The sequence below is a fragment of the Gardnerella phocaeensis genome (assembly GCF_048545075.1).
Taxonomy (GTDB): domain Bacteria; phylum Actinomycetota; class Actinomycetes; order Actinomycetales; family Bifidobacteriaceae; genus Bifidobacterium; species Bifidobacterium vaginale_J.
On the sequence record NZ_JBKQXS010000003.1, the window covers coordinates 76,777 to 100,446 of the forward strand.

Sequence of the window (23,670 nt, forward strand, 5' to 3'; positions counted from 1 at the left end):
TTACGCGTATAAGGATTGTGACAATGGATGAAGCTACGCAGGCGCAGCCAGGTATGCGCATTGAAAATCGCTATCGCATTGTGCGCAAAATAGCTCAGGGTGGCATGGCTACTGTGTATCAAGCAGAAGATGAACGCCTTGATAGACCTGTAGCAATTAAAATCATGCACACTCAACTTGCTCAAGGTGTGCATCGCCAGCAATTTATTGCTAGATTCCGCAGAGAAGCAACTTCTGCTGCAGCAATTGCAAATCCACATATTGTACAAGTTTATGATACAGGCGAATATGACGGGCTTGATTATCTTGTAATGGAATATGTTCATGGCGTTAATTTGCGTTATGAAATGAATATGCAAGGCACATTTAGTGTGCGAGATACGCTGCGTTTACTTGCAGAAACTTTGGATGGTCTCGCTTCTGCACACAACGCTGGAGTTGTGCATAGAGATATTAAGCCGGAAAATATTTTAATTAACGATCGAGGTCATGTTCAGATTACTGATTTCGGCTTAGCTAGAGCAATTTCGCAAGCAACATTATCTTCTACAGGATTGCTTCTTGGCACAGCAGCTTATCTTGCTCCTGAACTTATTGAGCATAATCTTGCAACTCCTCAAGGTGATTTGTATTCAGCAGGCATGATGGCTTGGGAAATGCTTGCAGGAAGAGTGCCTTTTACTGCAGATAATCCTGTTACGCTTGTTTTTAAGCATGTGCATGAAAACACTCCTTCAATTGCTACAGCTTGCCCTGGAATTAGCGAAAAAGTTGCACAATTCATAGCAAACTTAACTGCTCGCGACATGAACGAACGGCCTAAAGATGCAAGCGATGCATTAGCAAAATTACGCGCACTTTCTACACAATTAAAACCTGAAGATTGGCAATACAAAGCAGAAGAACCACAAGAGTTTTCAGAAGAAACAGACTTTTCTCCTATCAACAATTTGCGTGTTGCACCTGACGCAAATTATTCGGACAAATTGAATCCTAATAATAATTCAGATGCTACGCAAGCAATAAATGCTTCAGGCTCTGACTTTTCTGATAATTCCAACTCTTTATTGCAAAATGCTGCAGACGAAACTGTTGCAATACCTAGAGATAATTCTGTAAGTGAACTCGATTCACGCACGAATAATGATTTAAATAATTCTGAAGTCAATAATGTAGCAATAGACAATTCACTAGCGAAATCCGACAGTGCTTTCGATGCTAATAATCTTCAAAAAACACAAGCTATGCAATGGCATGCTACTAATGCAGAAGATGTGTCATACAATTCGCAAGATAATCCTTTAGAAGAATTTGACGATAGCAATATGCCAACAATTGCTATTAGCTCTCGCAATTTTAACAACAACTTAAATGCAACAAAACCGTTTGGCATGTCAAATAAGACAAAAAACTTAGCAAACAAGCCTAATCGTTCTTCTAAAAAGCGTGTTTTCCTTATTGCAGGTTTAAGCACAGCTGGAGTATTAGCAATTGCTGCTATTGGTGGTTTTTGGTATTTCTTAGGTCCTGGCAGTTATTGGACGCTGCCTAAGCCTGACGATCTTCAATGCAAAAATTATGCATCTTGCAAAATAACTGATGTAAATTGGCAACAATATGAGCACACGCTTAAAATTGCTGGAATTCCTTACAAAGTTTCAAAAGATTATAGTGACGATGTGCCAGAAGGAAAAGTAGTTTCAACAAATCCTGATGTCGTCGGCAGCCATATCCAAAAGCACAATAATAGCACTCTTAATGTTGTGATTTCGCGTGGAATTCGTAAGGCTACAATCCCGGATGATATTACAGATCCAAAAACTTACAATGGCAAAAATCCTTTGAAAACATTGCGTAAAGCAGGCTTTACTAATATTGTTCACGATAAGTCAGGAGACACGTATTCTATAGATATACCATCTGGCAGCTTAATTGATATTAACCCTAAACCTGGCACACGCATGAACCATAACGAAGAAGTAAGTGTTTTACTCTCTAAGGGACCTAAGCCTGTGCAAATGCCAGATATTGTTGGGAAAACAAAGAGTGAAGCTGATTCAGCTTTAACTGACGCTAAGCTGGATGTAAAGTACGAAGAAGAAAATAGCGATACTGTAGCAAAGGGTAAGATTATCCGCGCTTCCGTTGAAGCTGGTTCTGACTTACATTGGGGCGATAGTGTTAATGTTGTTGTTTCAAAAGGTCCAAAAACTGTTACATTGCCAAACGTTTGCGGAAAGAGCAGTGATGAAGCTAGAAGGATTATTGAAAATCTAGGTCTGAAAGTTCGTATTTCTGCTCCACTTGGTGATTTAATGCACGTAGTGCGCTTCCAATCCCCTGGAGCTGGAAGTGAAGTGCCATTGAAGGATTCTAATGGAAATCCTTCTGTTATTACTCTTACAGTAATATAAGCGTGTTTTAAGTATTATAAAAGCGGCGGAAGCTAAATAACTTTCGCCGCTTAAATATTTGAATATAAATAAAATTTAAATATCTAATAACGCTAACCTAATAGCATTAGAATCAGCATTATATTATTTATTTTCGTTACTTTCTTCACGTTTTTGGCGCATACGTTCTTTTACTGTTTGAGCATATTCATCAACGTATTCTTGACCACTCATTTGCTGAATAGCCTTAGTCACTTTATCTGTAATTTCGCGTAAATGCTCGTGAGTAATCTCGCTTTCGTTGCGAACACGCTCTACTTGAATAGGCTCGCCATAAATCGCCTTAGTCTTGCCTTTTGCTGGAATAACTTGACCATGCACTTGTAATTCTCTAGTTCCAATAATTGCAACAGGTATAATCGGGCAACCTGTTTCAAGAGCAAGACGTGCAGCACCAGTATGTCCACGATATAAACGACCGTCTGGGCTTCTTGTGCCTTCAATATGAATGCCAAAAAGCTGACCTTTTTCTAATATTTCACGAGCATGATTCAAAGCACCAAGCGATTTTGCACCTCCAGAACGATCTACAGGGAAAACGCCCACAGAAGTAAACCACCACTTCTTTAAACGACCCTTTAAACCTTTGCCTTCAAAATATTCTGCTTTACCCATAAAGTGAATCATACGAGGACAAGTCAATGGCAGAAGCGCGTCATCAATAACAGCAAGATGATTTGCAGCAATAATAGCTCCACCTTTTTTAGGAACATTTTTAACACCTTGCGCTGATGGATGAATCCTCATGCGGGCAATACCCCCAAGTCCCTTCACGAAGAACCAGTACAACATACCATATCCTTTCTTGCAAGTCCAATTTCGAACATTTTAAGCATAGAATCAGGAAGACTTGCTACAGTATAGTTCATGACTTCTTCTAAGAATACCAACGACCCTCGCCGTGACGACGAGTTAATGTCAGAATCGTTAAAGAATAATCAAAAACAAAACAACGGAGATTTTGATGACGAATGGTCATCTTTTGTTGCAGAACATTCTGACGACATGAACGATATTGCTAATTCACGTAGCGCAAAAAGTTTTGAAAAGCACGCTCAGAAAGAAGAAAAAAAGAAAGAGCGCAACACTATAGCAAGCGACAATAATTCTAAAAATCAAAAAAGTGTAATAAAAAATAAATTTAACTTAAAAAATCTAAGTAGCCATAAATCTTATATTATTCCTACTAGAATGCAAGATTCTCACACAATCATAACTGCTAAAGGTCCTCGTGATAATACTCGCACAAGTTGGCTTGATTTAGATAATACTATGGAAGCATATGGCGATGATTTTGTGCCTCCAAATCCACAATTTTATAACGTATCTTTAGTTAATGTAGTTTTGTGGATTCTATTTGTTATAGGTGTATTCGGTGTTATTGTAAGTGCTTTTATTCCTGCTATAGCGAACGTTGCTGGCATTATATGCGGCTTATTAATGCTACTTAGTGGAGCAGGATTACTTATGAATCGCAAAAAACCTGATCCTTATAAGGAAGATTACAGCGATTATGGAGATGGCGCTCGAGTATAGCTAGTAATCAATCGAATATAATAAAGGCGGCATGATTTTGATCACACCGCCTTTTATTTATTTTTTATTTTACTTTAGTAAGCCTTAAAGTCACTCAGCTTCATTTTCAGCTTCGTTTTGACCATGGCAAAGCTTGTACTTGCGACCAGAACCGCATGGGCACTCGTCATTCTTATTTGTTCCTGGGAACGTACGTCCATCAGACCATGGAGTCTTCCATTCTTCATTCTTTGGTCGCATGCTCAATGGAACATCTCCCTCAGCATGGCTCAAAGGTGCAGGACCGACAATACCTGCAGCTTGATCTTCAGCATCTACCTCAGATGAAGCTTGTGCAACATCTTCATCAAGCTCATCGTCAGAAGAAATATCTTCAGTAGAAGCAATCTGATTGATATCAATATGGAATAGAAGCTGAATGCTTTCTTCCTTAATTGCCTCAATCATTGAATTGTACATCTGGTAGCCTTCACGCTGGTATTCAACAAGAGGATCACGCTGACCCATACCACGCAGACCAATACCATCCTTCAAATAATCCATCTCATAAAGATGTTCACGCCACTTGCGATCGAGAACAGAAAGAACAACGCGACGTTCAATTTGACGAAGTGGATCAGCACCAAGACCATCTTCTACAATAGAGTAAACTTTTACTACACTGTCGACAATCAAATCGTGCAAAGCAGTAACAGCTTTTTCGCCCTTAAGCTTAACGATTGTTTCACGTACTTGATCCCAATCAAGAACTACAGGCATTACAGAGTTAAGAGCATCTTTTAAGCCATCCAAATCCCAATTCTTTGGCTTATCAGAACCTTTCATCGCTCCGCGCACATAGCTTTCTACGGTGTCACTGATGAACTTCAAGATGTCCTCGTGAATATCTTCACCCTTAAGAACCATCTGACGCTCTGCATAAATCACAGTACGCTGCTTATTCATAACATCGTCATACTTCAAAACGTTCTTACGCATTTCAAAGTTACGAGCTTCAACAGTCTTCTGTGCCGTGCGCACACCGTTAGAAACGTACTTAGACTCAATCGGTTCGCCTTCTGGCAATCCCTTAGCCATAACACGAGCAACAAGCTGAGTGTTGAACAGGCGCATCAAATCATCTTCCAAGCTTAAGTAGAAGCGGGATTCGCCAGGATCACCCTGACGGCCAGAACGACCTCGAAGCTGGTTATCAATACGGCGAGATTCGTGACGCTCAGTACCAAGCACATACAAGCCACCAAGATTCTTAACTTCTTCGTGCTCGTCCTTAACTTGCTCTTTAACTTCAGCTAAAACGCCTGGCCAACGCTTCTCATACTCTTCAGGAGTATCGTCTGGAGAATATCCTTCAGCCTTCAACTTAGCGTCTGCAAGGAACTCAACATTGCCGCCAAGCATAATATCAGTACCACGACCTGCCATATTAGTAGCAACAGTTACAGCACCCTTACGACCTGCAACAGCAACAACAGCAGCTTCCTTAGCATTCTGCTTAGCATTCAAAACCTGGTGAGGAATGCGAGCAACGTCAAGAAGTGAAGAAAGAATCTCAGAAGATTCAACAGAAGCTGTACCAAGCAACACAGGCTGACCCTTTGCATGACGCTCAGCAACATCGCGCACAATAGCAGTAAGCTTTTCTTTCTTTGTACGGAAGATCAAATCGTCCTTATCTTTACGAATTACTGGACGGTTGGAAGGAATTGGAAGAACACCAAGCTTGTAAGTTCCCATGAACTCTGCAGCTTCAGTCTCAGCAGTACCAGTCATACCAGCAAGCTTGTCGTACATGCGGAAGTAGTTTTGCAAAGTAATAGTAGCAAAAGTCTGATTTTCTGCCTTAACTTCCACGTTTTCCTTAGCTTCAATTGCTTGATGCAAGCCCTCGCTATAACGACGACCTGGAAGAACACGACCAGTATGCTCATCGACGATCAAAACTTCGCCGTTTGTAACAACATAGTCACGATCTAGAAGGAAAAGCTCCTTAGCTTTCAAAGCGTTATTCAAATAACCAATAAGAGCTGTATTGCTTGGCTCATAAAGGTTATCGATGCCCAAGTAATCCTCAATTTTTGCAATGCCAGGATCGAGAATACCTGCGGTTTTCTTCTTTTCATCAATCTCGTAATCAACATCGCGAGTAAGCTTCAAAACAAGCTTTGCAAATTCACGATACCAATGAGTTACATCACCTTCAGCAGGACCTGAAATAATAAGTGGCGTACGAGCCTCATCGATAAGAATGGAATCGACCTCATCGACAATTGCATAGTGATGACCGCGCTGCACAAGCTCGCTCTTTTCCCACGCCATGTTATCGCGCAAGTAATCGAAGCCAAACTCATTATTTGTACCGTAAGTAATATCAGCATTGTACTGCTTACGACGCTCTGGCGGCTGCTGGTCTGTAATAATGCATCCAACGCTCATGCCAAGGAATCTATAAATACGACCCATAAGCTCGCTCTGGTAGCTAGCAAGGTAATCGTTGACTGTGACAACGTGCACGCCTTTGCCTTCCAAAGCATTCAGATAGCTTGGCAAAGTAGCAACCAATGTTTTACCTTCACCAGTTTTCATTTCTGCAATATTGCCCCAATGCAATGCAGCGCCACCCATAAGCTGCACATCGAAATGACGCTGGCCAAGCGTACGCTTTGAAACCTCTCGCACAGTAGCGAAGGCTTCAGGCATCAAATCATCAAGCTTTGCACCATTGTCTAAACGCTGCTTGAATTTAGCAGTTTGACCCTTCAATTCTTCATCGGAAAGCGCGGAAATTTCATCTTCCAACGCATTCACAGCCTTTGCTACGTTCTCAAGGCGCTTCAATTGACGGCCTTCACCCATACGCAAGGCTTTATCGACGATATCTACCACGTTTTGCTCCCTTAGGTCATGTCTATGACGACGGCCTAGCCAACATAGACGTAAACTGTGCCTATATTACGCGACGGCTACGATTTTTATACGTTTAGCGAGTCTGATTATTACATAAAAATGCCCGCCCAACATTGTGCTAGACGGGCACGCGCACTTATTCGCGCATTTTAGACGTGTTTTTAACCATTACTTTTGCTTAGCAACATTTTCAGGTGTATCAATTTCAAACACGCCATAGCTCCAACCATGTCTGCGATATACTACAGATGGTCTCATAGTTTCTTTGTTTACAAACAGGAAGAAATCATGTCCAATAAGCTCCATCTCATACAAAGCCTCATCTATGCTCATAGGCTCTGCAATATGTAGCTTACGACGAATCACAATAGGAGTGTCACCAACACTTACTTCCACAGATTCACCAGGACCTAAATCAGAAGCAACAGCAGCATCTGCGCTATTAACCTCATTTTCTTCTGGCTCTTCAACAGTAGTCTCAATCTCAGGCTCTACAGCACCCATATCTACAGGAGTCATTTCCGTATATCCACGGCGATGATCCTTACGACGATCGCGAGTACGGCGCAAACGAAGCGTCAACTTATCAAGTGCCATATCTAATGCACTAAATTGATCAGTGCTAGAAGCTTCTGCGCGAATTACCGTGCTTCCTGCAACAACAGTAATTTCAACTCGCTTTGCTGTGTCAGCCTGCCTTGGATTGCCTTCATGAGTCAGCACGATTTGCACGCGCTGCGCATCAGGCGCAATGGCGGTCACACGATTCATCTTACTTTCTACAACGTCACGGAACCTTTGATTAATCTGCGTATGACGACCAGTAATGACGATTTCCATGCGAAACCTCCCCATATAGACTCGAACCTTAAGTTCGATTTGTACAACCCGACTGCCACGATGCCGTCGGTTCTTCTATTATATCTGCTAAATCCATACAAACCTAGCAATTTATTAAATTAAAATAAAAAAATTAACGTTTATTACGGAATTTCTTATAAAATAATGAATTTTTTACGATATTAATATTATCTGCTACAATTGGGAAGGTTGAGGTTTCACGATGGCCGCGGTCACAATGTTCATTCGGAGTGGCTGAGGAACTTCCGGGCTCCACAGAGCACAATGGCGGATAACGTCCGCCCAGGGCGACCTGAGAGATAGCGCAACAGAGAATAGACCGCCTGAGCGTTTCGTTCGGGTAAGGGTGAAACGGCGGTGTAAGAGACCACCGGGCTTCTGGTAACAGTAAGCCGCATGGCAAGCCTCATTGGGAGCAAGGTCAAGCAGAAGACGCTTTAGAGCTGCTCGCTCAAGTCTTCGGGTAGACTGCTAGAGTTTGGCGGTAACGTCAAATCGAGATGGATGGCCATCCGCATGCACTTGTGTATGCGACAAAACCCGGGGTATGTGAAACCTCATCAACTCAACCAAATAGCATATTTTCAACTTATATCGCTGATTTTTGGAGCGAAAGAAAAATCAGAAAATACTGCTAAGCACTTATTAAACGACGAATCTAAATCAATTTTTACGTTTGAATTATCAACTATCCCGCATGTTTGCATACCAGCTTGCTGAGCTGAACATAAAGCTGTAGCAGAATCTTCAAAAACTACGCATTTAGCTGGATCTGCTTTAAGTTGATTAGCAATATCGATATAAGTTTTAGAGCTTTGCTTACCTTTTTCAGATAAATCTTCTCCAAAATGAAGAAAATCAAAACAATCAAAAATACCAACTCTTTTTAAAGCTGGAATACACAAGCGTTTAGAAAGAGTTGTAACAAGAAAAAGCTTTACACCATTAGAATGCAAATAATGCACATATTCATACGCGCCTTTTCTTAGCGGAAGATGATTAGCATAAGCGTCAAAAGCCATATCTGACCACTCCTTCATCAAATCTTCAGGAGAATCAGTGAACCCGTAATTTTTAATAACATATTCCGCAATTTGTCTAGGATTCATTGTTGCAGTAGTATTCGCAAAGATTGAAGGAACGCTCATACCACGTTTCGCAAAACTTACTCGATCAATATCATCCCAAACGCTTAAAGAATCAAGTAACGTGCCGTCAAAATCAAAAATCGCTGCAACAATAGACGAATTATTTTGTAAATCCATCAATGATCTTCCTACTTGCACTCAATAGTTCACGAGCATGTTCTAATGAAGTTTTTGATTCACTTCCATCAAGCATCCTAGCAATCTCTTGTTCACGCATCAAATCATTAAGCTCAATAACAGAAGTATTTGCAACTTTAGTAAAAGAACTATTCTCGCTATTCGCGCTATTATCGCTATTTTCAACAAGATTTTTTTGTACTGCAAATTGTGAATCTGCAAAAGAAGCAACCTGAGCTAAATGAGTAACAACAATAACTTGAGCATGTTTAGAAAGTTGAGCCAAACGCTTACCTAGCTCTACTGCCGCAACACCACCAACACCAGAATCTACTTCGTCGAAAATAAATGTCATATTTTCTTCGTCGCAATCTGTCAACTTCGCAACAACAAGCTCAATTGCAAGCATAAGCCTACTTAATTCACCACCAGAAGCACTTTTGCTCATCGGCAAATCTGAAGAAGCAGGAAATGGTCGGAACAAAAACTCTACATCATCACATCCGTTAGTATCAAGCGGAATAGAACCAGATAAATCTTCGCAACGCTTATTTACACTGATAATTAATTGAGCACCTGGCATAGCCAAAGAGTTTAATTCTTCGCTAACTAAAGTGCCAAAATCATGAGCTGCATTTAAACGAGTTTTATATAATTCTTCAGCAAGTTTAAGAGCATCATCATATCGTTGAGAGCATTTAGTGTGCGCTTTAGCAATAGCTTCAGGAGAATCATCTAAATCTTCAAGCTCAAACTGAGCTTTTTCGGACCAATCAAGTACATCATCTAATGTTGGCCCCCACCTACGAGTTAAATCAGTAAGATCATGAATACGAGAATTTAAATCATCTAAATCTTTTTCACTTACATCGATATCCAACTGTTGAGCAAGCTGCATTACAATATCGTCAAGTTGAGCATGAATATCGTCAAGTTGATTTGCAATAGAATTGAAAGAATCATCTACACGAATATTTCGTAATGCTTGAGAAGCTTTATCTACAAGAAAACAAGCATCTTCGGATGATTCTGAAGCACCATAATCTATTTGGCTTGAATCAAGGGATGCGAGCGCAATGCTCACTGCTTTGACAATTTGAGCAGAATGCTCAATTCTTTCTCTTTTTGCACGCAATTCCTTATCTTCATTAGGCAGAGGATTCACATCTCGTATTCTCGCTAACGATTCTCTAAGGTAATCTGCACGTTGCCGTGAAGAAGACGCTTGATTTTCTAGTCGATTACATGTATCTTTAGCATCTTTCCACGCTTGATACGCACATGCGTATTGCTTAAGTAATTCACTATTTTTAGATACAGTATCAAGCAATTCGCGTTGTTTTGAATTTTTTGCTATGCGTAATTGGTCACTTTGTCCATGAATAACTATCAATCGAGAGCATACTTGTTCAAGAACTGTTTTTGGTACTGCGAAACCAGAAATTGTTGCTCTTGAACGACCTTCTTGTGGTACTGTTCTAGAAACATACATATCTGATTTATTTTCGTCATTTTCTGAAGGCTCTAATTCAATACCGGATTTTCCAACAGCATCTACTAATTCACTTGTTTTAGGAATACTAAATATGCCTTGAACCCATGCTTCTTTAGCATTTGGAGAAATCCTTGCAACTTCTGCTTTGGATCCAGAAATAAGCTTGATAGCGCTTAAAAGCATTGACTTTCCAGCGCCTGTTTCGCCCGTAATAGCTGTCATGTGAGACGAAGGAGTAATAAGCGCATGTGAAATTGGCCCAAGATTACGTATTTCTAACTCTTCAAGCACGCTGTACCTCGTTTTATAAATGCTATATTTAATATTATTTTCTACTTAAATAATTCATTTTAAAGAATTATTATTGTGCTCACGCCATCCAACTATTGGCAAATCAAATTTTGTAACTAAACGCTTCGTAAAAGGAGCGCCAGAAAGTCTAGCTAATAATAGCTCATCTTTTGATTGACGAACTTGAATCCTTGATCCTTGAGGAAGAGCGCGCTGTCTTCTACCGTCGCAACAAATCCAACCTCCGGAAGAAGATTCATTAAGAATGTCAATAGTAAAAGTAGAACCGGCACCAATAATTAGAGGACGCGCAAAAAGAGCATGAGCAGCTAACGGCACTAATTGCAATGCTTCTACATTTGGCCACATGATTGATCCACCTGCTGAAAATGCGTAAGCTGTGGAACCAGTAGGAGTTGAAACTATTACACCATCGCAACCAAAAGATGACATTTCAACATCGTCTACTCGTATTGAAAGTTCTACCATTCGACCTCTATCTTCGCGATCAAGAGTTATATCGTTCAACGCCCAATCACTTAAAGGCTCACTTTCGCCAGGAAGCCACACATCTACATGAGCTTCCATTCTCCTGTCAATAGTGTAATCCTTGTTTGCAATCCTACGAATAGCATCATTAATTTGAAAACTTTCAAATTCTGCCAAAAAACCAACATGACCAAGATTTATGCCGATAATTGGAACAGTAGTACAATGCACTAACTCAGCAGCCTGAAGCATGGTGCCATCTCCCCCAAGCACCACAACTATTTCCGTATTTTCGTCAACTATACGAGTAGTTTTTTTAGCAAAATCAGACACAGAAGCACTGTTGAATACGTCAACAACGAATCCAGCTTTAATAAGTTGAGTCTTGACTTGATTTACCACATCACTATGAACATCGATTCTAGCGTGAGTAACTACAAGAGCACGACGAGCCGACGAAGCGGAATTAGTATCGAAATGTTCCTGCATATACAGCCCCTTCGTACTGTTTAAACACAACTACTACTATTGTAATTGTTAGGATACATATTGAAAAATGCTAAACATTCAATGATTAATTTATTTCTCGTAACGCGCATAAAGAAGATACTCCGTATTGCCATGCGTTCCTTCAATAGGAGATTCGCAAGAGGAGATAACCTTTAGACCGTTTTGGTTTGCACAACTTTTTATTGTTTCTAAAGCTTTAATTCTTAAAGTTTCGTCAGTTACTATTCCACCTTTTCCAAGGTTTCCTTTTCCTACTTCAAATTGCGGCTTAACTAAAAGCACAATATCTGCATGCAATTGAGCTATTCTAGAAATTACTGGAATAACAAGCGTTAGAGAAATAAAAGAAACGTCCGAAACTATAAGATTTGGTTTATATGGCAAGTTCTCTTCGTACACATCTCGAATATTCACACCGCTCATTTCAATTACATGTGAATTGTTAGCTATTTTTGGATGCAATTGACCATGACCAACATCTAAAGCTATTACAGAATTAACACCTCTTTGCAAAAGAACGTCGCAAAAACCGCCCGTTGATGCACCTATATCTAGAGCTTTAGTTGATTTGGAAGTAGTTAAACCATTTTTAGAAAACGCTTCGAAAGCACCTTCTAACTTAAGTGCTCCACGAGAAACGTATCTAATACAAGATTGCGTATTTTTTGATTCGTCGATTGTTATTGTATGTGAATCGTTTACTAAAAATGAGGATTTCGTAATATTTCGATTGTCAACATTCACTACGCCAGCACGAATTAAACGCTGAGCAGTTGTCCTACTTTCTGCTAAACCACGACTAACCAAAGCGCAATCTAAGCGTTGTGAAATATTGCTATTTGAAAGTTTACTTAAATCCTCATTCACAGTCATAAGGAAAACTCCGGAAGAGTATAATTTTCCATATTTTCACCGCAATCTTGCAAGCTCCATGCCAGCGCGCAAGCAGCTCTTAAAGCATTGCAATCGTTAGTGTTATTAACTTCAATAATATTATTATTCACAATTCTTGCTATAGCATCTTCACAAGTAAAAGTACTACCGTTAACTCGTTCAGGAGCGTTGTGAGATTCGTTTAATCCTCGCAAGTCTTTAGAAACAAAACTTGGACGCAAATGTTTTGGCGCAAGCATAAGCATGCGAGGATCTGTAACTCCAGTAAGAACAAGTAATGAAGCATAGCCTCCTCTTGTTCCAGCCTCAATATCAGTATCTAAACGATCTCCAACTGCTAATGAATGCTCAATACTAATTACAGGATTGCCATACTCGTCTTTTTCAGTATATTCTTCACATTCAGAATCATCATGCTTAGCATTAGCAGCAACCAAAAACCTTGCTTCATCATACATTGCAGATTCTGGCTTTCCAGCAGACGAAATAGGCTCCACACCCGTAGCATTAATAACAGCTTGAATCATGGAACCGCATCCAGGAGCAATACCATGCTCTCTTGGAATAGTTAAGTCGCGGTTGGTAACAAAATATTTTGCGCCGTGTTCAACAGCAAAAGAAACTTCCGCCATTTCTTGCCAAGTCATTTGAGGATACCATCCTTGAATAACAGCTTTAGGATTATCTTCGCACGAATCTACGAGTTGTAATCCTACGCGTTGCACTTCTTGACGCAAATGTTCAGCGCCGAGAACAAGAACTTTAGATCCTTTCTCAACATTGCGAGCTACCATTCTTGCTGCAACAACAGAAGACGTTATAATCTGCCATGGTTCTACTTTTAAGCCAAAACTTTCCAGTTGTTTTGCAACAACAGACTGGAAACGCGAAGAATTATTAGTTGTGTATTCAATTGCCATTCCATTTTTTTGCGCAAACAAAATGGAATCAGACGCATATTCAACAGCATTTCCACCACGATATACAACACCATCTAAATCAAGCAGTGCTAAACGAAATGCATCGCTTAACGGACGATTACATGAAGAAAAATTCTTTTTCGTTTCAACTTGCATACTATACCTCATTTAAGTTTGCTAAACACTGCACTTAATTTAGATTCAAATCTTATTAAGCCTATTTTATAAATATCAACTCTTAAAGCAGCAAGTGCCCGGCTTACTTAAAAGCAGCCGGGCGCAAATATTCAAATGTTACGAACTACTCTTCGTCAGCGTGAACAGCACTCATCTCGATAGTATCCGTATTATCCGCATTCTCAGAGTTACTTGTTTCTTCTGACTCTTCAGAATCTTCTAAATCTTCAGAATCTTCAGTTGCTTCAGATTCCTCATCAGATTCTTCATCAGTATCTTCATCAGGAGCAAATTGAGCATCATCTTCACTCATGCCAATTTCATCCATCATGTCATCATTCAAATGCTCTAAATCATAGTCGATAACAATATCATCAGGATTTATATCTTCGTCATCAACATCAGCATACTGTTGCTCAAGCTTATCAAGCAAAGACTCTAATTCAATTGCTTCGTCACTACGACCGGCTTCTTCCAAGAAGTATTGTTCTGCTTGAACTGCACGCATACGATACTCCCCAGGAAGACCCTTTGAACGACCCATTGCATGAACCAATTCAATAGCCTTATCAGCATGACCAGTATCAGCCAAAACGCCTGCATAAACGAGGAACATTTCGGCTTTTACTTCTCCTCTTAAGGTTTTCGCTTCATCTGACATGCAAATTTCTAAAGCCTTGTCTAGATTGCCCATACCGCGCTCGCAATCGGCAATAAATGGCAAATAATCAAGGTAGCCATTCATTCGCATTGCAGTGCGGAATTCCTTAGAAGCAAGTTTGTAATCTCCCTGACGATAGGCCACAAAAGCTAAAGTTTCGCGAGCAAAATCAATACGAGAAGCTTGTTTAGCAGCCCACTTTGCATGTTCTAATGCAAGTTCAGGATTTTCTTCTTGCAAAGTATAAGCTGCAAGAATATGAAGACCAATATTTTCAGCATGCTCCTTTGAAAGACCGCGCAAACGCTCGCGATCTTCTTTAGAAAGCATTGCCCATTCCAAACCTTTTGGCATCTTAGGCTCACCAGGGCGACGTGCTGTATAAGGATTTTGAGATGGATAAGAAACAGTTCCGTCAGAATTGCGGCGTGGACCATCTTCAAAGCGGAAGTTACTGCGCGAATTTGCGCGACGATCATCTCTGCGATCGTCACGACGATCAAAACGACGCTCATTATCTCTGCGCTCATCGCGACGATCGTCTCTGCGGTCATCACGGAAGCCACCCTTAGAGCCTTTATGGAAATCTTTATGGAAATCGCCATTGCGATGGTTCTCACGACGATTATCCCTGCGATCGTCACGATGGTTAAAACGACGATCACCATCAAACTTCTTGTAGCGTGGGTTGCCACCTTCGTCACCAGAATGTCCAAAATCTCTAGAGCGGCGGTCATCGCGACGATCATCTACACGATCAAAATGACGGTTACGATCAAAACGACGATCATTATCGCGATTCTCTGAGCGGAATCCGTCCTTCTTAAAACCATTCTTCTTAAAACCACCGCGACGGTCATCTTTACGATCGTCATGACGGTTGAAACGACGATCACCATCACGCTTTACGCCAGAGTGGAAGCTCTCTTCACGATCATCATCATTACGGCGGAAACCACCCTTCTTAAAACCGCCTTTATGGAAACCATCCTTATGGAAACCACCGCGACGCTCGCTACTTTTACCACCATTGCGATGACCAAATCCACCACGTTCACCAAAAGATTTCTTACCACTCCGCGAGTGTTCGCGTTCTTCGCCCATTCTGGCATACCTCTCATCTATGTGCAATTTTATTACAAAATCACATTTTAATTATATTCATAAAATAACTAAACATCTGCTGTAAGCAAGCTATAGCATACATCAAGCAGCAAGCTTACAACAGATGTATTTTTTAATAAATCACAAACATTTATTAAGCGCGCTCTACGGCACCGATAGCTTTCTTGCCGCGGCGAAGCAAAGCGAAACGACCGTGCAAGAAAGAGCCCTCACTTAACACATCGTCGACACCACTTACACGTTCATTATTTAGATACAAACCGCCTGCTTCAATAGCACGACGAGCTTCGGAAACAGTGCGGAACAGACCAGCGGCAACTGCAGCCTCAACAACACGATCTGCAACTTTAGCCTTAGCGAAATCTAAACTACCGTCTTCAGCCTTAACCTTAACGCCATCTAAAGCAGCTTCAAGAGTCTGCTCATCAATATTGCAAAGATCACCACGTCCGAACAAAGCGGAAGAAGCTTCAATAGCCTGATTCGTTAAATCTTCACCGTGAACGAAACTTGTAACTTCCCACGCAAGTACGCGCTGAGCTTCACGACTTCCAGGATCATCCTGAATTTGCTGAGCTAAACGCTCAATTTCATCTTTTGGCAAGAAAGTGAACACCTTAAGCAACTTAACAACTTCATCATCAGGCTGATTGAACCAGAACTGGTAGAAGCGATAAGGGCTAAGCATAGAAGGATCAAGCCACATGGCATTACCTTCTGACTTGCCAAACTTACGACCTTGATTATCTGTAATAATTGGGCTAGTAAACACGTTTACTGATGCGCCGCGAACCTTACGAATCAAATCCATGCCGGAAGTGAGATTACCCCACTGATCCGAACCGCCAAGTTGCAAAGTTACGTTGTAATTATCAAACAAGTACAAGAAGTCATTGCCTTGCAAAACTTGATAACTAAACTCAGCAAAAGAAATACCTTCATCAGAATTTAAGCGGCGAGCCACAATATCCTTAGAAAGCATTGTGCCAACACGGAAATTCTTACCAACATCACGCAAGAAGTCTATAGCAGACATCTTAGAAACCCAGTCGTAATTGCTGACAAAACGAACAGGATTTTCACCATCAAGAGGCAAAATTCTGCCAATCTGCTTACGCAAGCGTTCAGCCCAGCCAGCCACAATATCCTTAGAATTAAGAGTGCGTTCTCCGCTTTGACGAGGATCACCAATCAAACCAGTGGCACCACCCACTAAAGCAATAGGATGATGACCTGCAGCCTGCAAGTGACGCATATTAATAAGCTGCACAAGATTACCAATATGCAATGAAGCAGCAGTAGGATCGTAACCGCAATAATACGTTAATGGTTCTCCGTCAAGCGCTTGAGCAAGTTGCTGCTCATCAGTAGATTGTGAAATTAATCCACGCCACTTAAGCTCTTCAAACAAAGAAGCAAAACCTGCTTCCTTGTAGTTCCTGACCTGAGCCATTCGTATCTCCTTAATACAGAATACCGATAAATATCGGGCGCTTTGCGCGTCCACAAGCCTTTTAATTTTTGCAGCACATGACGACACGCATAATAAAAGTGCCAAATATCATAAAGTACGATACTTGGCACTATAACGTGACAGCTAATAATCTAATTTTTAAAATTATTTTATAGGCGAGATATAAGCAGAACCATCGCTTTTTGAATTTGCAAATTTATAATAATTATCCATTGCGTTTTCAGCCTCTACAATTTGCTCTTTAACTCGCACGAAGGCCGTACCGCCACGACCGCATCTGGCAGACACAGATCCAGCACTAGTCAATATTGTTCTAATATTCGCAATTTCTGCGCTATCAACAAAACCGTTTAGAATATTTGAAAAATCATCATCGCTTAAATCAGCAAGATCTCCCCCAATTCCCTCAGCTCGCTTTACACACAAACCAGACAAAGTATGAGCATTACGGAATGGAACACCCTTTTTTACAAGCCATTCTGCAATATCTGTAGCAAGAGCGAAACCAGTAGAAGACTGTTCATAAAGTCTATTTAAATCAAATTTCATAGTTTCTACCATTCCAGCAAAAGCTGGAAGAAGCACTTCTAAAGTGTCAATTTGATCAAAAACAGCTTCTTTATCTTCTTGCAAATCGCGAGCATAAGCAGTAGGAAGACCTTTAAGAGTTGCCATTAAACCAGTTAAATCGCCTATTAATCTACCAGCTTTACCGCGAGCAAGTTCCGCAATATCTGGATTCTTTTTTTGAGGCATAATCGATGAACCAGTTGAATAAGCATCATCTAAACGAACAAATGCAAATTCTTGAGTATTCCAAATAATAATTTCTTCACTTAATCGTGATATATCAACGCCAACCATTGCTGCGATGAATGAAAATTCTGCAACTAAGTCTCTACTTGCAGTTGCGTCTATAGAATTAGCGCAAACTTTAGAAAAACCAAGCTCTTTAGCTACTTCTTCTGGATTAAGACCAAGAGTATTGCCTGCCAAAGCTCCTGCTCCATAAGGGCTTTCATCTGCACGCAAATCCCATTCTATGAAGCGATTTACATCTCGTAAAAGCGGCCAAACATGTGCCATTAACTGATGTGCAAGCAAAATTGGTTGAGCGTGTTGCATGTGAGTGCGACCCGGCATCACTGCGTCTTTTGCATTTTTTGATTGATTCAGCAACGCTTGGCAAACTGACAACAATAATGATGCAATAACGCGCGCATGCCTACGCAAAAACATACGTATTAAAGCTGCAATTTGATCATTCCTAGATCGACCTGCACGAAGCTTTCCACCAAGCTCATTTCCAGCAATTTCAAGTAAACCGCGCTCTAATGCTGTAGCTTCATCTTCATCTTCCTCAATGGGTGCGAAAGTTCCGTCATCTACACGCTTTTGCAATTCATCTAATGCACAAGATAAATCAGCATACTCTTTTTCGTTAAGAAGACCTGCACGATGCAACGCATGCGCATGAGCTCTAGAACCAGCAATATCATCATCCGCTAATCTCCAATCAAATTGTGTGGACTTGCTTAGTTTCGCTAGCTCTGCTGAAGGGCCTGAACTAAATCGTCCACCCCACAATGCAATAGGGTGATTAGTATTATTAGTTTCATTATTTTCTAGTTCTGCGGCTGCTGCTTTTGTTGCATCGTGCATAGTTTATTACCTTTATATCTTTTTTAATATATCGTATTAGTTGTTGTTTGCAACGCGCATATCTCTTGCTGCTGCAACCTTGCTAGACAATCCGTAGATTTCAATGAATCCATTGGAAGCACGCTGATCAAATGTATCCGAAGAATCATACGTCGCTAAATTAAAGTCATACAATGATTCCTCAGAACGGCGTCCAGTAACTACAGCTTTGCCAGCATACATAGTCATTCGAATTTCTCCAGAAACATGCTCTTGAGTTTCATTAATAAATGCGTTAAGAGAACGCACAACTGGAGAGAACCACTGACCGTCATAGACAAATTCAGCCCACTTTTTATCAAGAGCACGCTTTAACCTGTGCTGTTCACGCTCCAGGCAGCAATTTTCAAGCTCTTGGTGTGCAACAATTAAAGCTTGAGCACCTGGAACTTCGTACAATTCACGAGATTTAATTCCTACAAGACGATCTTCAATAATATCGATTCGTCCAATTCCTTGCGCTCCAGCTCTTGCATTCATTTCTTCAATTGCTTGCAAAGGCGTTACACTATGACCGTCAATTGCGACTGGAACACCTTTTTCAAAAGTAATTGTAACTTCATCCGGTTCTTGAGATTCAAGAGGATTTTGCGTATAAGAATAGCACTCTTCAGTCGGAGCATTCCATGGATCTTCTAGGAAACCGGTTTCAATTGCACGACCCCACACGTTTTGGTCAATCGAATATGGGCTTTTCTTGCTTTGTTCAATTGGAAGCTTGTGCTCGTTAGCGAACTCTATTTCAACATCACGAGTAAGTGACAAGTCTCGAATTGGGCTAATAGCTTTTAATTCTGGATCCAAAGATTGGATTGCAACTTCAAAACGAACTTGATCGTTTCCTTTGCCAGTGCAACCATGAGCAATTGTGTCTGCATCAAATTGATGAGCTGCATTAACTAAGTGGCGAGTAATCAAAGGCCTAGAAAGAGCAGAAACCAATGGATACACGTCTTCATACATTGCGTTAGCTTTTAATGCAAGCATGCAATAATTATCTGCGAATTCTTCGCGAGCATCGACAACATATGCTTCAACTGCACCACAAGCCAAAGCACGATTTTTAATTACTTCAAGCGCTTCACCGCCTTGACCAACATTTAGCGACACAGCTACAACGTCTTGACCTGTTTGCTCTTTAAGGTATGGAATTGCTACCGAAGTATCGAGGCCACCTGAATACGCCAAGACAATACGTTTTTTATTAGTCATTGTGACCTCCCAGGTCATATATTGAATAAATAAACAATAAAGAGCATATTATACATATAAAATAAAATCAACAGACGCGCCAAAAAATTATTATATTTTTATAATCTTCGGAGAATTATTACAAAATACAAAAAATATATCGATTATAGTTATGCATATAAAAACGCGTGCAGCTCAACAATGCACTGCACGCGTATAAATCTTCTCTTCTACTGCAAAATTATTTTTTAATACAACTCTTATTTAAATAAACACAATACTTCTTAATAGATTATTTAACGAGAAGCTACTGAAAGCATCCAATTTGCTCGATTTTCAGCTTCTTCATTTGAAACGCAAACCATAATAACTGTATCATCTCCAGCAACTGATCCTAAAATACCTTTCAAAGGTTGACGATCTATAACACTTGCAACGTATTGTGCAGCACCTGATGGAGTGTGAATAACAACAATATTATTTGCATGTCCAACTTCAGTGACAAGACCTGCTAAAGTGCGAGCAACTTGCTGATCAATTCGCACAGTATCCATAGCATGACGATTGCCAGTACCATCGCCAAGCACATACGCAATCCTACCATCCGTCAATCGAATTTTAACTGCATTTAACTCATCTAAATCTCGGCTCAAAGTAGCTTGAGTAACATTAAAACCATGACGCGCCAACACTTTAGCTAGTTGAGATTGAGAAGTAATCACTTCTGCCAGTAACGCTTGTTCAATAGCATTTAAACGAGCTGCTTTTGTTGCAGGACGTTGCTGTTTTATTGACACTTCGTTATTTGATTCTGCATCCGTTTCTGGATTCATCATAGTTTTATCAAAACCTTTCATAAACATATTTCCAATTAAATATATACGAATATGTGTATACATATCTACATGCATAAAAAAATTATTTATGTGTTCTTCCTCACACATATCTATTATGCATGAAAACGCTATATTTTATTTAAAAAATAGATGTTACTTTACATAAAAAAGAAAAAGAGTCAATAATACAATAAATGCGATTATGCATACTATTATTAGAGCGTATGCACAATCGCATTAACTAAAATATATTATATTTTACACTCGCAAAGTTGCGTGCAAGACTTCAGCAGCATCCGTAATCTTCTTACGAACTTCTTCCATCTCTTCGCCAGAAAGTGTTCTATCATTTGCTCGGAACGTTACGGAATAAGCAAGAGAACGTAAGCCTTCTCCAAGCTGCTCACCCTCATACACGTCGAACAACTCAACAGATTCAAGCAAATCTCCAGCAGACTTTTCAATAGCAGACTGCAATTCATTCGCTTTCAACTCAATTGGTGCAGTGAAAGCAAAATCTTGCTTTACAGGAGGGAAAGTCGAAATTGGTTTAGCTTGAACAGGCTTCATAAGCATATTCTTAAACAATTCAGTTAAATCAAGCTCGAATGCTGCAGAATGCTTAGGTAAATCTAATGCTTCACAAACATGCGGATGTAACTCGCCAACAACACCGAGATTGACGCTTGAACCATCTTCAGCAAGAACACAAACTTGAGCACTACGACCAGGATGCCAAGAAGATGGAGCATCTTGAGCTTTAAACTGTTCGAGAATGAACTTAACACCAATTCTCTTACCAACTCGCTGGAGTGCTTCAACAGCATCGCTCCAATCAACATCTCTATGAGTACCAAGCCAACCAGTTTCTTCAGCATGACCAGTTAGCAAAGCAGCAACATGCAAAGGTTGTTCCGGTAATCCAGCATCCAACGCAGCAAGCTCAGCATTAGAAGGTCTAACAGAACCAGGTAATGCAGGAATTGCAGGAGCATTTGGATCGCTAAAGTACACATGACCAAGCTCATACATGGAAATATCTGTTAAACCACGATGAAGATTGCGTCGAACAGTACCAGCCAAAGTCATCAAAACAGAACGACGAAGCCAAGGCCTGTCTCCAGCTAAAGGATTGGCAATACGAACACTTACTTCAGCAACTTCGTCCACATTTTGACGGAAAGCTTTAATATCTTCCTCACCAACAAATGGATAGCTTAAAGATTCAACAAAACCAGTTTCCGCTAACTCATAAGCAATAGCTCGTCTAGTTTGCTGTTGCGCAGTTAAGCCAGTTCGACCAGTAACAGGAACAGCAGGAACCTTAACAGGAATCTCATCGTATCCAATAAGTCGAGCAATTTCTTCTACTAGATCGCAAGGCTCATTCAAATCAGGACGCCAAGTTGGAGGAAGAACGGAGAAGGATCCATTGCCACCACCAGCAACAGAACAACCGATATCGGTAAGAATATCGCTAATGCGATTCAAATCAACATCCAAACCGGCAACTCGCTGCACTTCATTAGCTTTGAACACAATCACATTTCGCGACTGAGTATTATTGACATCACACGGCGACGTAGATGGCTTAGCTCCACCAAACTGTTCCAAAAGATTTGCAGCCATTTGTGCAGCTGCTGGCTGCAATTGAGTATCAACGCCACGCTCAAAACGACGAGAAGCCTCAGAAGGAATCTTATGACGACGAGCAGTACGAGCAATTGAAACGGGATCAAAGTGAGCTGCCTCAATCAAAATATTTTTCGTTTCACTCGTAACTTCGCCATACATGCCGCCCATAACACCTGCTAAGCCAAGCACGCGTGAACCATGGTTTCCACGAGGAGAATCGCAAATAACTAAATCCTCAACATGCAATTCATGATCTTTGCCATCCAAAGTCGTAAGATGTTCGCCCTCATGTGCACGACGAACTACAATTGGACCTTCAATTTTGTCTAAATCATAAGCATGAAGAGGTTGACCCAAATCAAGCATGACATAATTAGTGATATCAACAGCAAGAGAGATACTGCGCATACCTGCACGCGTTAAACGACGCTGCATCCAACGTGGGCTTGCACAAGTGGAGTCAAAACCGTGTACAGCACGCGCATAATATCGATCACAACCAGGTACACCATGAATTGGATTAGTGTCTTCAATACTCACGTCAACATCTGAAGTCTTGTGACCTTCATCATCAATTTGCGATACCTGCTCATTCAACTTTGAAACAGGATCCGTATAAACAGCACCAGTTGAATGATGATATTCGCGAGCAACACCACGATAAGAGAAAGCATATCCACGATCAGGCGTTATGTTAATCTCCAAAATCGGCTTATTAAGATGCAACAACTCCATTACATCGTCGCCAGGCTTCAACTCATCATATTCAGCTTTAGAGAAGCCATATTCACGCAACAAAATAATGCCATTGTGGCTATCTCCCAAACCAAGCTCGCGCTCTGAAGCACACATACCGTCAGAAATATGACCGTAAGTCTTACGCGGCTCAATCTTAAAATCTCCAGGCAGAACAGCACCAGGAAGAGTTACAACAACCTTTTCACCGGCAGCCATATTAGGAGCACCGCAAACAATGCCACGAGGAACTTTCTTGCCGTTCTCGTCAACATCGTTGTATTTATCTCCAACATCAACATGGCACCAATTAATAGTTTTGCCATTTTTCTGCGGTTCAGGAGTAGCGTCAACTACGTAACCGACAACAATTGGACCGGTAACTTGAGAAGTATGAATTTCTTCTTCCTCTAAACCAACACGAACTAAATCTTTAGCAAGCTGTTCGTAAGTTAAACCTTCTGGCACTTCAACATGATCTTTAAGCCAGTCAATATCTACCATTGGCATGAGT

16 protein-coding genes and 1 other RNA gene are annotated in these 23,670 nt (G+C 40.7%); 3 read left to right on the forward strand and 14 right to left on the reverse strand.

Annotated features, from left to right (window positions below; all coding sequences use genetic code 11):
- Nucleotides 1-23 precede the first annotated feature (23 nt).
- The gene (locus tag ACJV2T_RS04665) at nucleotides 24-2,414 is read left to right on the forward strand and encodes a Stk1 family PASTA domain-containing Ser/Thr kinase (RefSeq protein WP_415683884.1); all 2,391 of its coding nucleotides are present in this window, start codon (nucleotides 24-26) and stop codon (nucleotides 2,412-2,414) included.
- Nucleotides 2,415-2,537: 123 nt separating this feature from the next.
- On the opposite strand, the gene ACJV2T_RS04670 is transcribed toward ACJV2T_RS04665, so the two are convergent.
- Nucleotides 2,538-3,245: a lysophospholipid acyltransferase family protein gene (locus ACJV2T_RS04670; protein WP_419399298.1), complete on the reverse strand. Its 708-nt coding sequence runs from the start codon at nucleotides 3,243-3,245 to the stop codon at nucleotides 2,538-2,540.
- 75 nt (nucleotides 3,246-3,320) lie between these two features.
- Between ACJV2T_RS04670 and ACJV2T_RS04675 the strand changes: the two genes are divergently transcribed.
- Nucleotides 3,321-3,989, forward strand: coding sequence for a hypothetical protein (locus tag ACJV2T_RS04675; RefSeq protein WP_415683882.1), 669 nt, complete (start codon nucleotides 3,321-3,323; stop codon nucleotides 3,987-3,989).
- 90 nt (nucleotides 3,990-4,079) lie between these two features.
- Here the strand turns inward: ACJV2T_RS04675 and secA are convergent, their stop codons facing one another.
- Together secA and hpf are read right to left on the reverse strand one after the other, a co-directional pair.
- On the reverse strand, nucleotides 4,080-6,875 hold the full coding sequence (secA, locus tag ACJV2T_RS04680) for a preprotein translocase subunit SecA (protein ID WP_415686894.1): 2,796 nt from the start codon (nucleotides 6,873-6,875) through the stop codon (nucleotides 4,080-4,082).
- A 189-nt stretch (nucleotides 6,876-7,064) separates the two neighbouring features.
- Nucleotides 7,065-7,736, reverse strand: a complete 672-nt coding sequence (gene hpf / locus ACJV2T_RS04685) for a ribosome hibernation-promoting factor, HPF/YfiA family (RefSeq protein ID WP_004106803.1) — start codon at nucleotides 7,734-7,736, stop codon at nucleotides 7,065-7,067.
- A gap of 211 nt (nucleotides 7,737-7,947) precedes the next feature.
- Here hpf and rnpB point away from each other — a divergent pair.
- An RNA gene (gene rnpB / locus ACJV2T_RS04690) (RNase P RNA component class A) lies at nucleotides 7,948-8,321 on the forward strand.
- A 20-nt stretch (nucleotides 8,322-8,341) separates the two neighbouring features.
- On the opposite strand, the gene ACJV2T_RS04695 is transcribed toward rnpB, so the two are convergent.
- From ACJV2T_RS04695 to pheT, 11 genes are all read right to left on the reverse strand, one after another.
- Complete coding sequence (locus ACJV2T_RS04695; protein WP_419399299.1) at nucleotides 8,342-9,022, reverse strand: HAD family hydrolase; 681 nt, start codon at nucleotides 9,020-9,022, stop codon at nucleotides 8,342-8,344.
- Entirely contained in the window at nucleotides 9,006-10,808 is a 1,803-nt protein-coding gene (recN, locus tag ACJV2T_RS04700; protein WP_419399300.1) for a DNA repair protein RecN, read from the reverse strand. Before recN ends, ACJV2T_RS04695 begins: the two co-directional genes overlap by 17 nt.
- 54 nt (nucleotides 10,809-10,862) lie before the next feature.
- Nucleotides 10,863-11,786, reverse strand: coding sequence for an NAD kinase (locus ACJV2T_RS04705; RefSeq protein ID WP_419399301.1), 924 nt, complete (start codon nucleotides 11,784-11,786; stop codon nucleotides 10,863-10,865).
- Between the two features lie 90 nt (nucleotides 11,787-11,876).
- Complete coding sequence (locus tag ACJV2T_RS04710) at nucleotides 11,877-12,680, reverse strand: TlyA family RNA methyltransferase (protein ID WP_415686896.1); 804 nt, start codon at nucleotides 12,678-12,680, stop codon at nucleotides 11,877-11,879.
- Nucleotides 12,677-13,777, reverse strand: coding sequence for an HAD-IIA family hydrolase (locus tag ACJV2T_RS04715; RefSeq protein WP_419399302.1), 1,101 nt, complete (start codon nucleotides 13,775-13,777; stop codon nucleotides 12,677-12,679). Before ACJV2T_RS04715 ends, ACJV2T_RS04710 begins: the two co-directional genes overlap by 4 nt.
- A 145-nt stretch (nucleotides 13,778-13,922) precedes the next feature.
- Entirely contained in the window at nucleotides 13,923-15,563 is a 1,641-nt protein-coding gene (locus ACJV2T_RS04720) for a tetratricopeptide repeat protein (protein WP_419399303.1), read from the reverse strand.
- 154 nt (nucleotides 15,564-15,717) lie between these two features.
- Nucleotides 15,718-17,037: a tyrosine--tRNA ligase gene (gene tyrS, locus ACJV2T_RS04725; protein ID WP_004119411.1), complete on the reverse strand. Its 1,320-nt coding sequence runs from the start codon at nucleotides 17,035-17,037 to the stop codon at nucleotides 15,718-15,720.
- A 165-nt stretch (nucleotides 17,038-17,202) separates the two neighbouring features.
- Complete coding sequence (gene argH, locus ACJV2T_RS04730; protein WP_419399304.1) at nucleotides 17,203-18,720, reverse strand: argininosuccinate lyase; 1,518 nt, start codon at nucleotides 18,718-18,720, stop codon at nucleotides 17,203-17,205.
- Between the two features lie 36 nt (nucleotides 18,721-18,756).
- Entirely contained in the window at nucleotides 18,757-19,971 is a 1,215-nt protein-coding gene (locus ACJV2T_RS04735) for an argininosuccinate synthase (RefSeq protein WP_076002803.1), read from the reverse strand.
- Between the two features lie 275 nt (nucleotides 19,972-20,246).
- Nucleotides 20,247-20,786: an arginine repressor gene (locus ACJV2T_RS04740; RefSeq protein WP_032842537.1), complete on the reverse strand. Its 540-nt coding sequence runs from the start codon at nucleotides 20,784-20,786 to the stop codon at nucleotides 20,247-20,249.
- Between the two features lie 258 nt (nucleotides 20,787-21,044).
- Nucleotides 21,045-23,666, reverse strand: coding sequence for a phenylalanine--tRNA ligase subunit beta (gene pheT, locus ACJV2T_RS04745; RefSeq protein ID WP_419399305.1), 2,622 nt, complete (start codon nucleotides 23,664-23,666; stop codon nucleotides 21,045-21,047).
- Nucleotides 23,667-23,670: the final 4 nt, after the last annotated feature.

Coding starts and splice junctions, on each gene's coding strand:
- ACJV2T_RS04665 (WP_415683884.1), top strand. CDS start 24: ATGGATGAAGCTACGCAGGCGCAGCCAGGTATGCGCATTGAAAATCGC.
- ACJV2T_RS04670 (WP_419399298.1), bottom strand. CDS start 3,245: ATGTTGTACTGGTTCTTCGTGAAGGGACTTGGGGGTATTGCCCGCATG.
- ACJV2T_RS04675 (WP_415683882.1), top strand. CDS start 3,321: ATGACTTCTTCTAAGAATACCAACGACCCTCGCCGTGACGACGAGTTA.
- hpf (WP_004106803.1), bottom strand. CDS start 7,736: ATGGAAATCGTCATTACTGGTCGTCATACGCAGATTAATCAAAGGTTC.
- ACJV2T_RS04695 (WP_419399299.1), bottom strand. CDS start 9,022: ATGGATTTACAAAATAATTCGTCTATTGTTGCAGCGATTTTTGATTTT.
- ACJV2T_RS04705 (WP_419399301.1), bottom strand. CDS start 11,786: ATGCAGGAACATTTCGATACTAATTCCGCTTCGTCGGCTCGTCGTGCT.
- ACJV2T_RS04710 (WP_415686896.1), bottom strand. CDS start 12,680: ATGACTGTGAATGAGGATTTAAGTAAACTTTCAAATAGCAATATTTCA.
- ACJV2T_RS04715 (WP_419399302.1), bottom strand. CDS start 13,777: ATGCAAGTTGAAACGAAAAAGAATTTTTCTTCATGTAATCGTCCGTTA.
- ACJV2T_RS04720 (WP_419399303.1), bottom strand. CDS start 15,563: ATGGGCGAAGAACGCGAACACTCGCGGAGTGGTAAGAAATCTTTTGGT.
- tyrS (WP_004119411.1), bottom strand. CDS start 17,037: ATGGCTCAGGTCAGGAACTACAAGGAAGCAGGTTTTGCTTCTTTGTTT.
- argH (WP_419399304.1), bottom strand. CDS start 18,720: ATGCACGATGCAACAAAAGCAGCAGCCGCAGAACTAGAAAATAATGAA.
- ACJV2T_RS04735 (WP_076002803.1), bottom strand. CDS start 19,971: ATGACTAATAAAAAACGTATTGTCTTGGCGTATTCAGGTGGCCTCGAT.
- ACJV2T_RS04740 (WP_032842537.1), bottom strand. CDS start 20,786: ATGATGAATCCAGAAACGGATGCAGAATCAAATAACGAAGTGTCAATA.
- pheT (WP_419399305.1), bottom strand. CDS start 23,666: ATGCCAATGGTAGATATTGACTGGCTTAAAGATCATGTTGAAGTGCCA.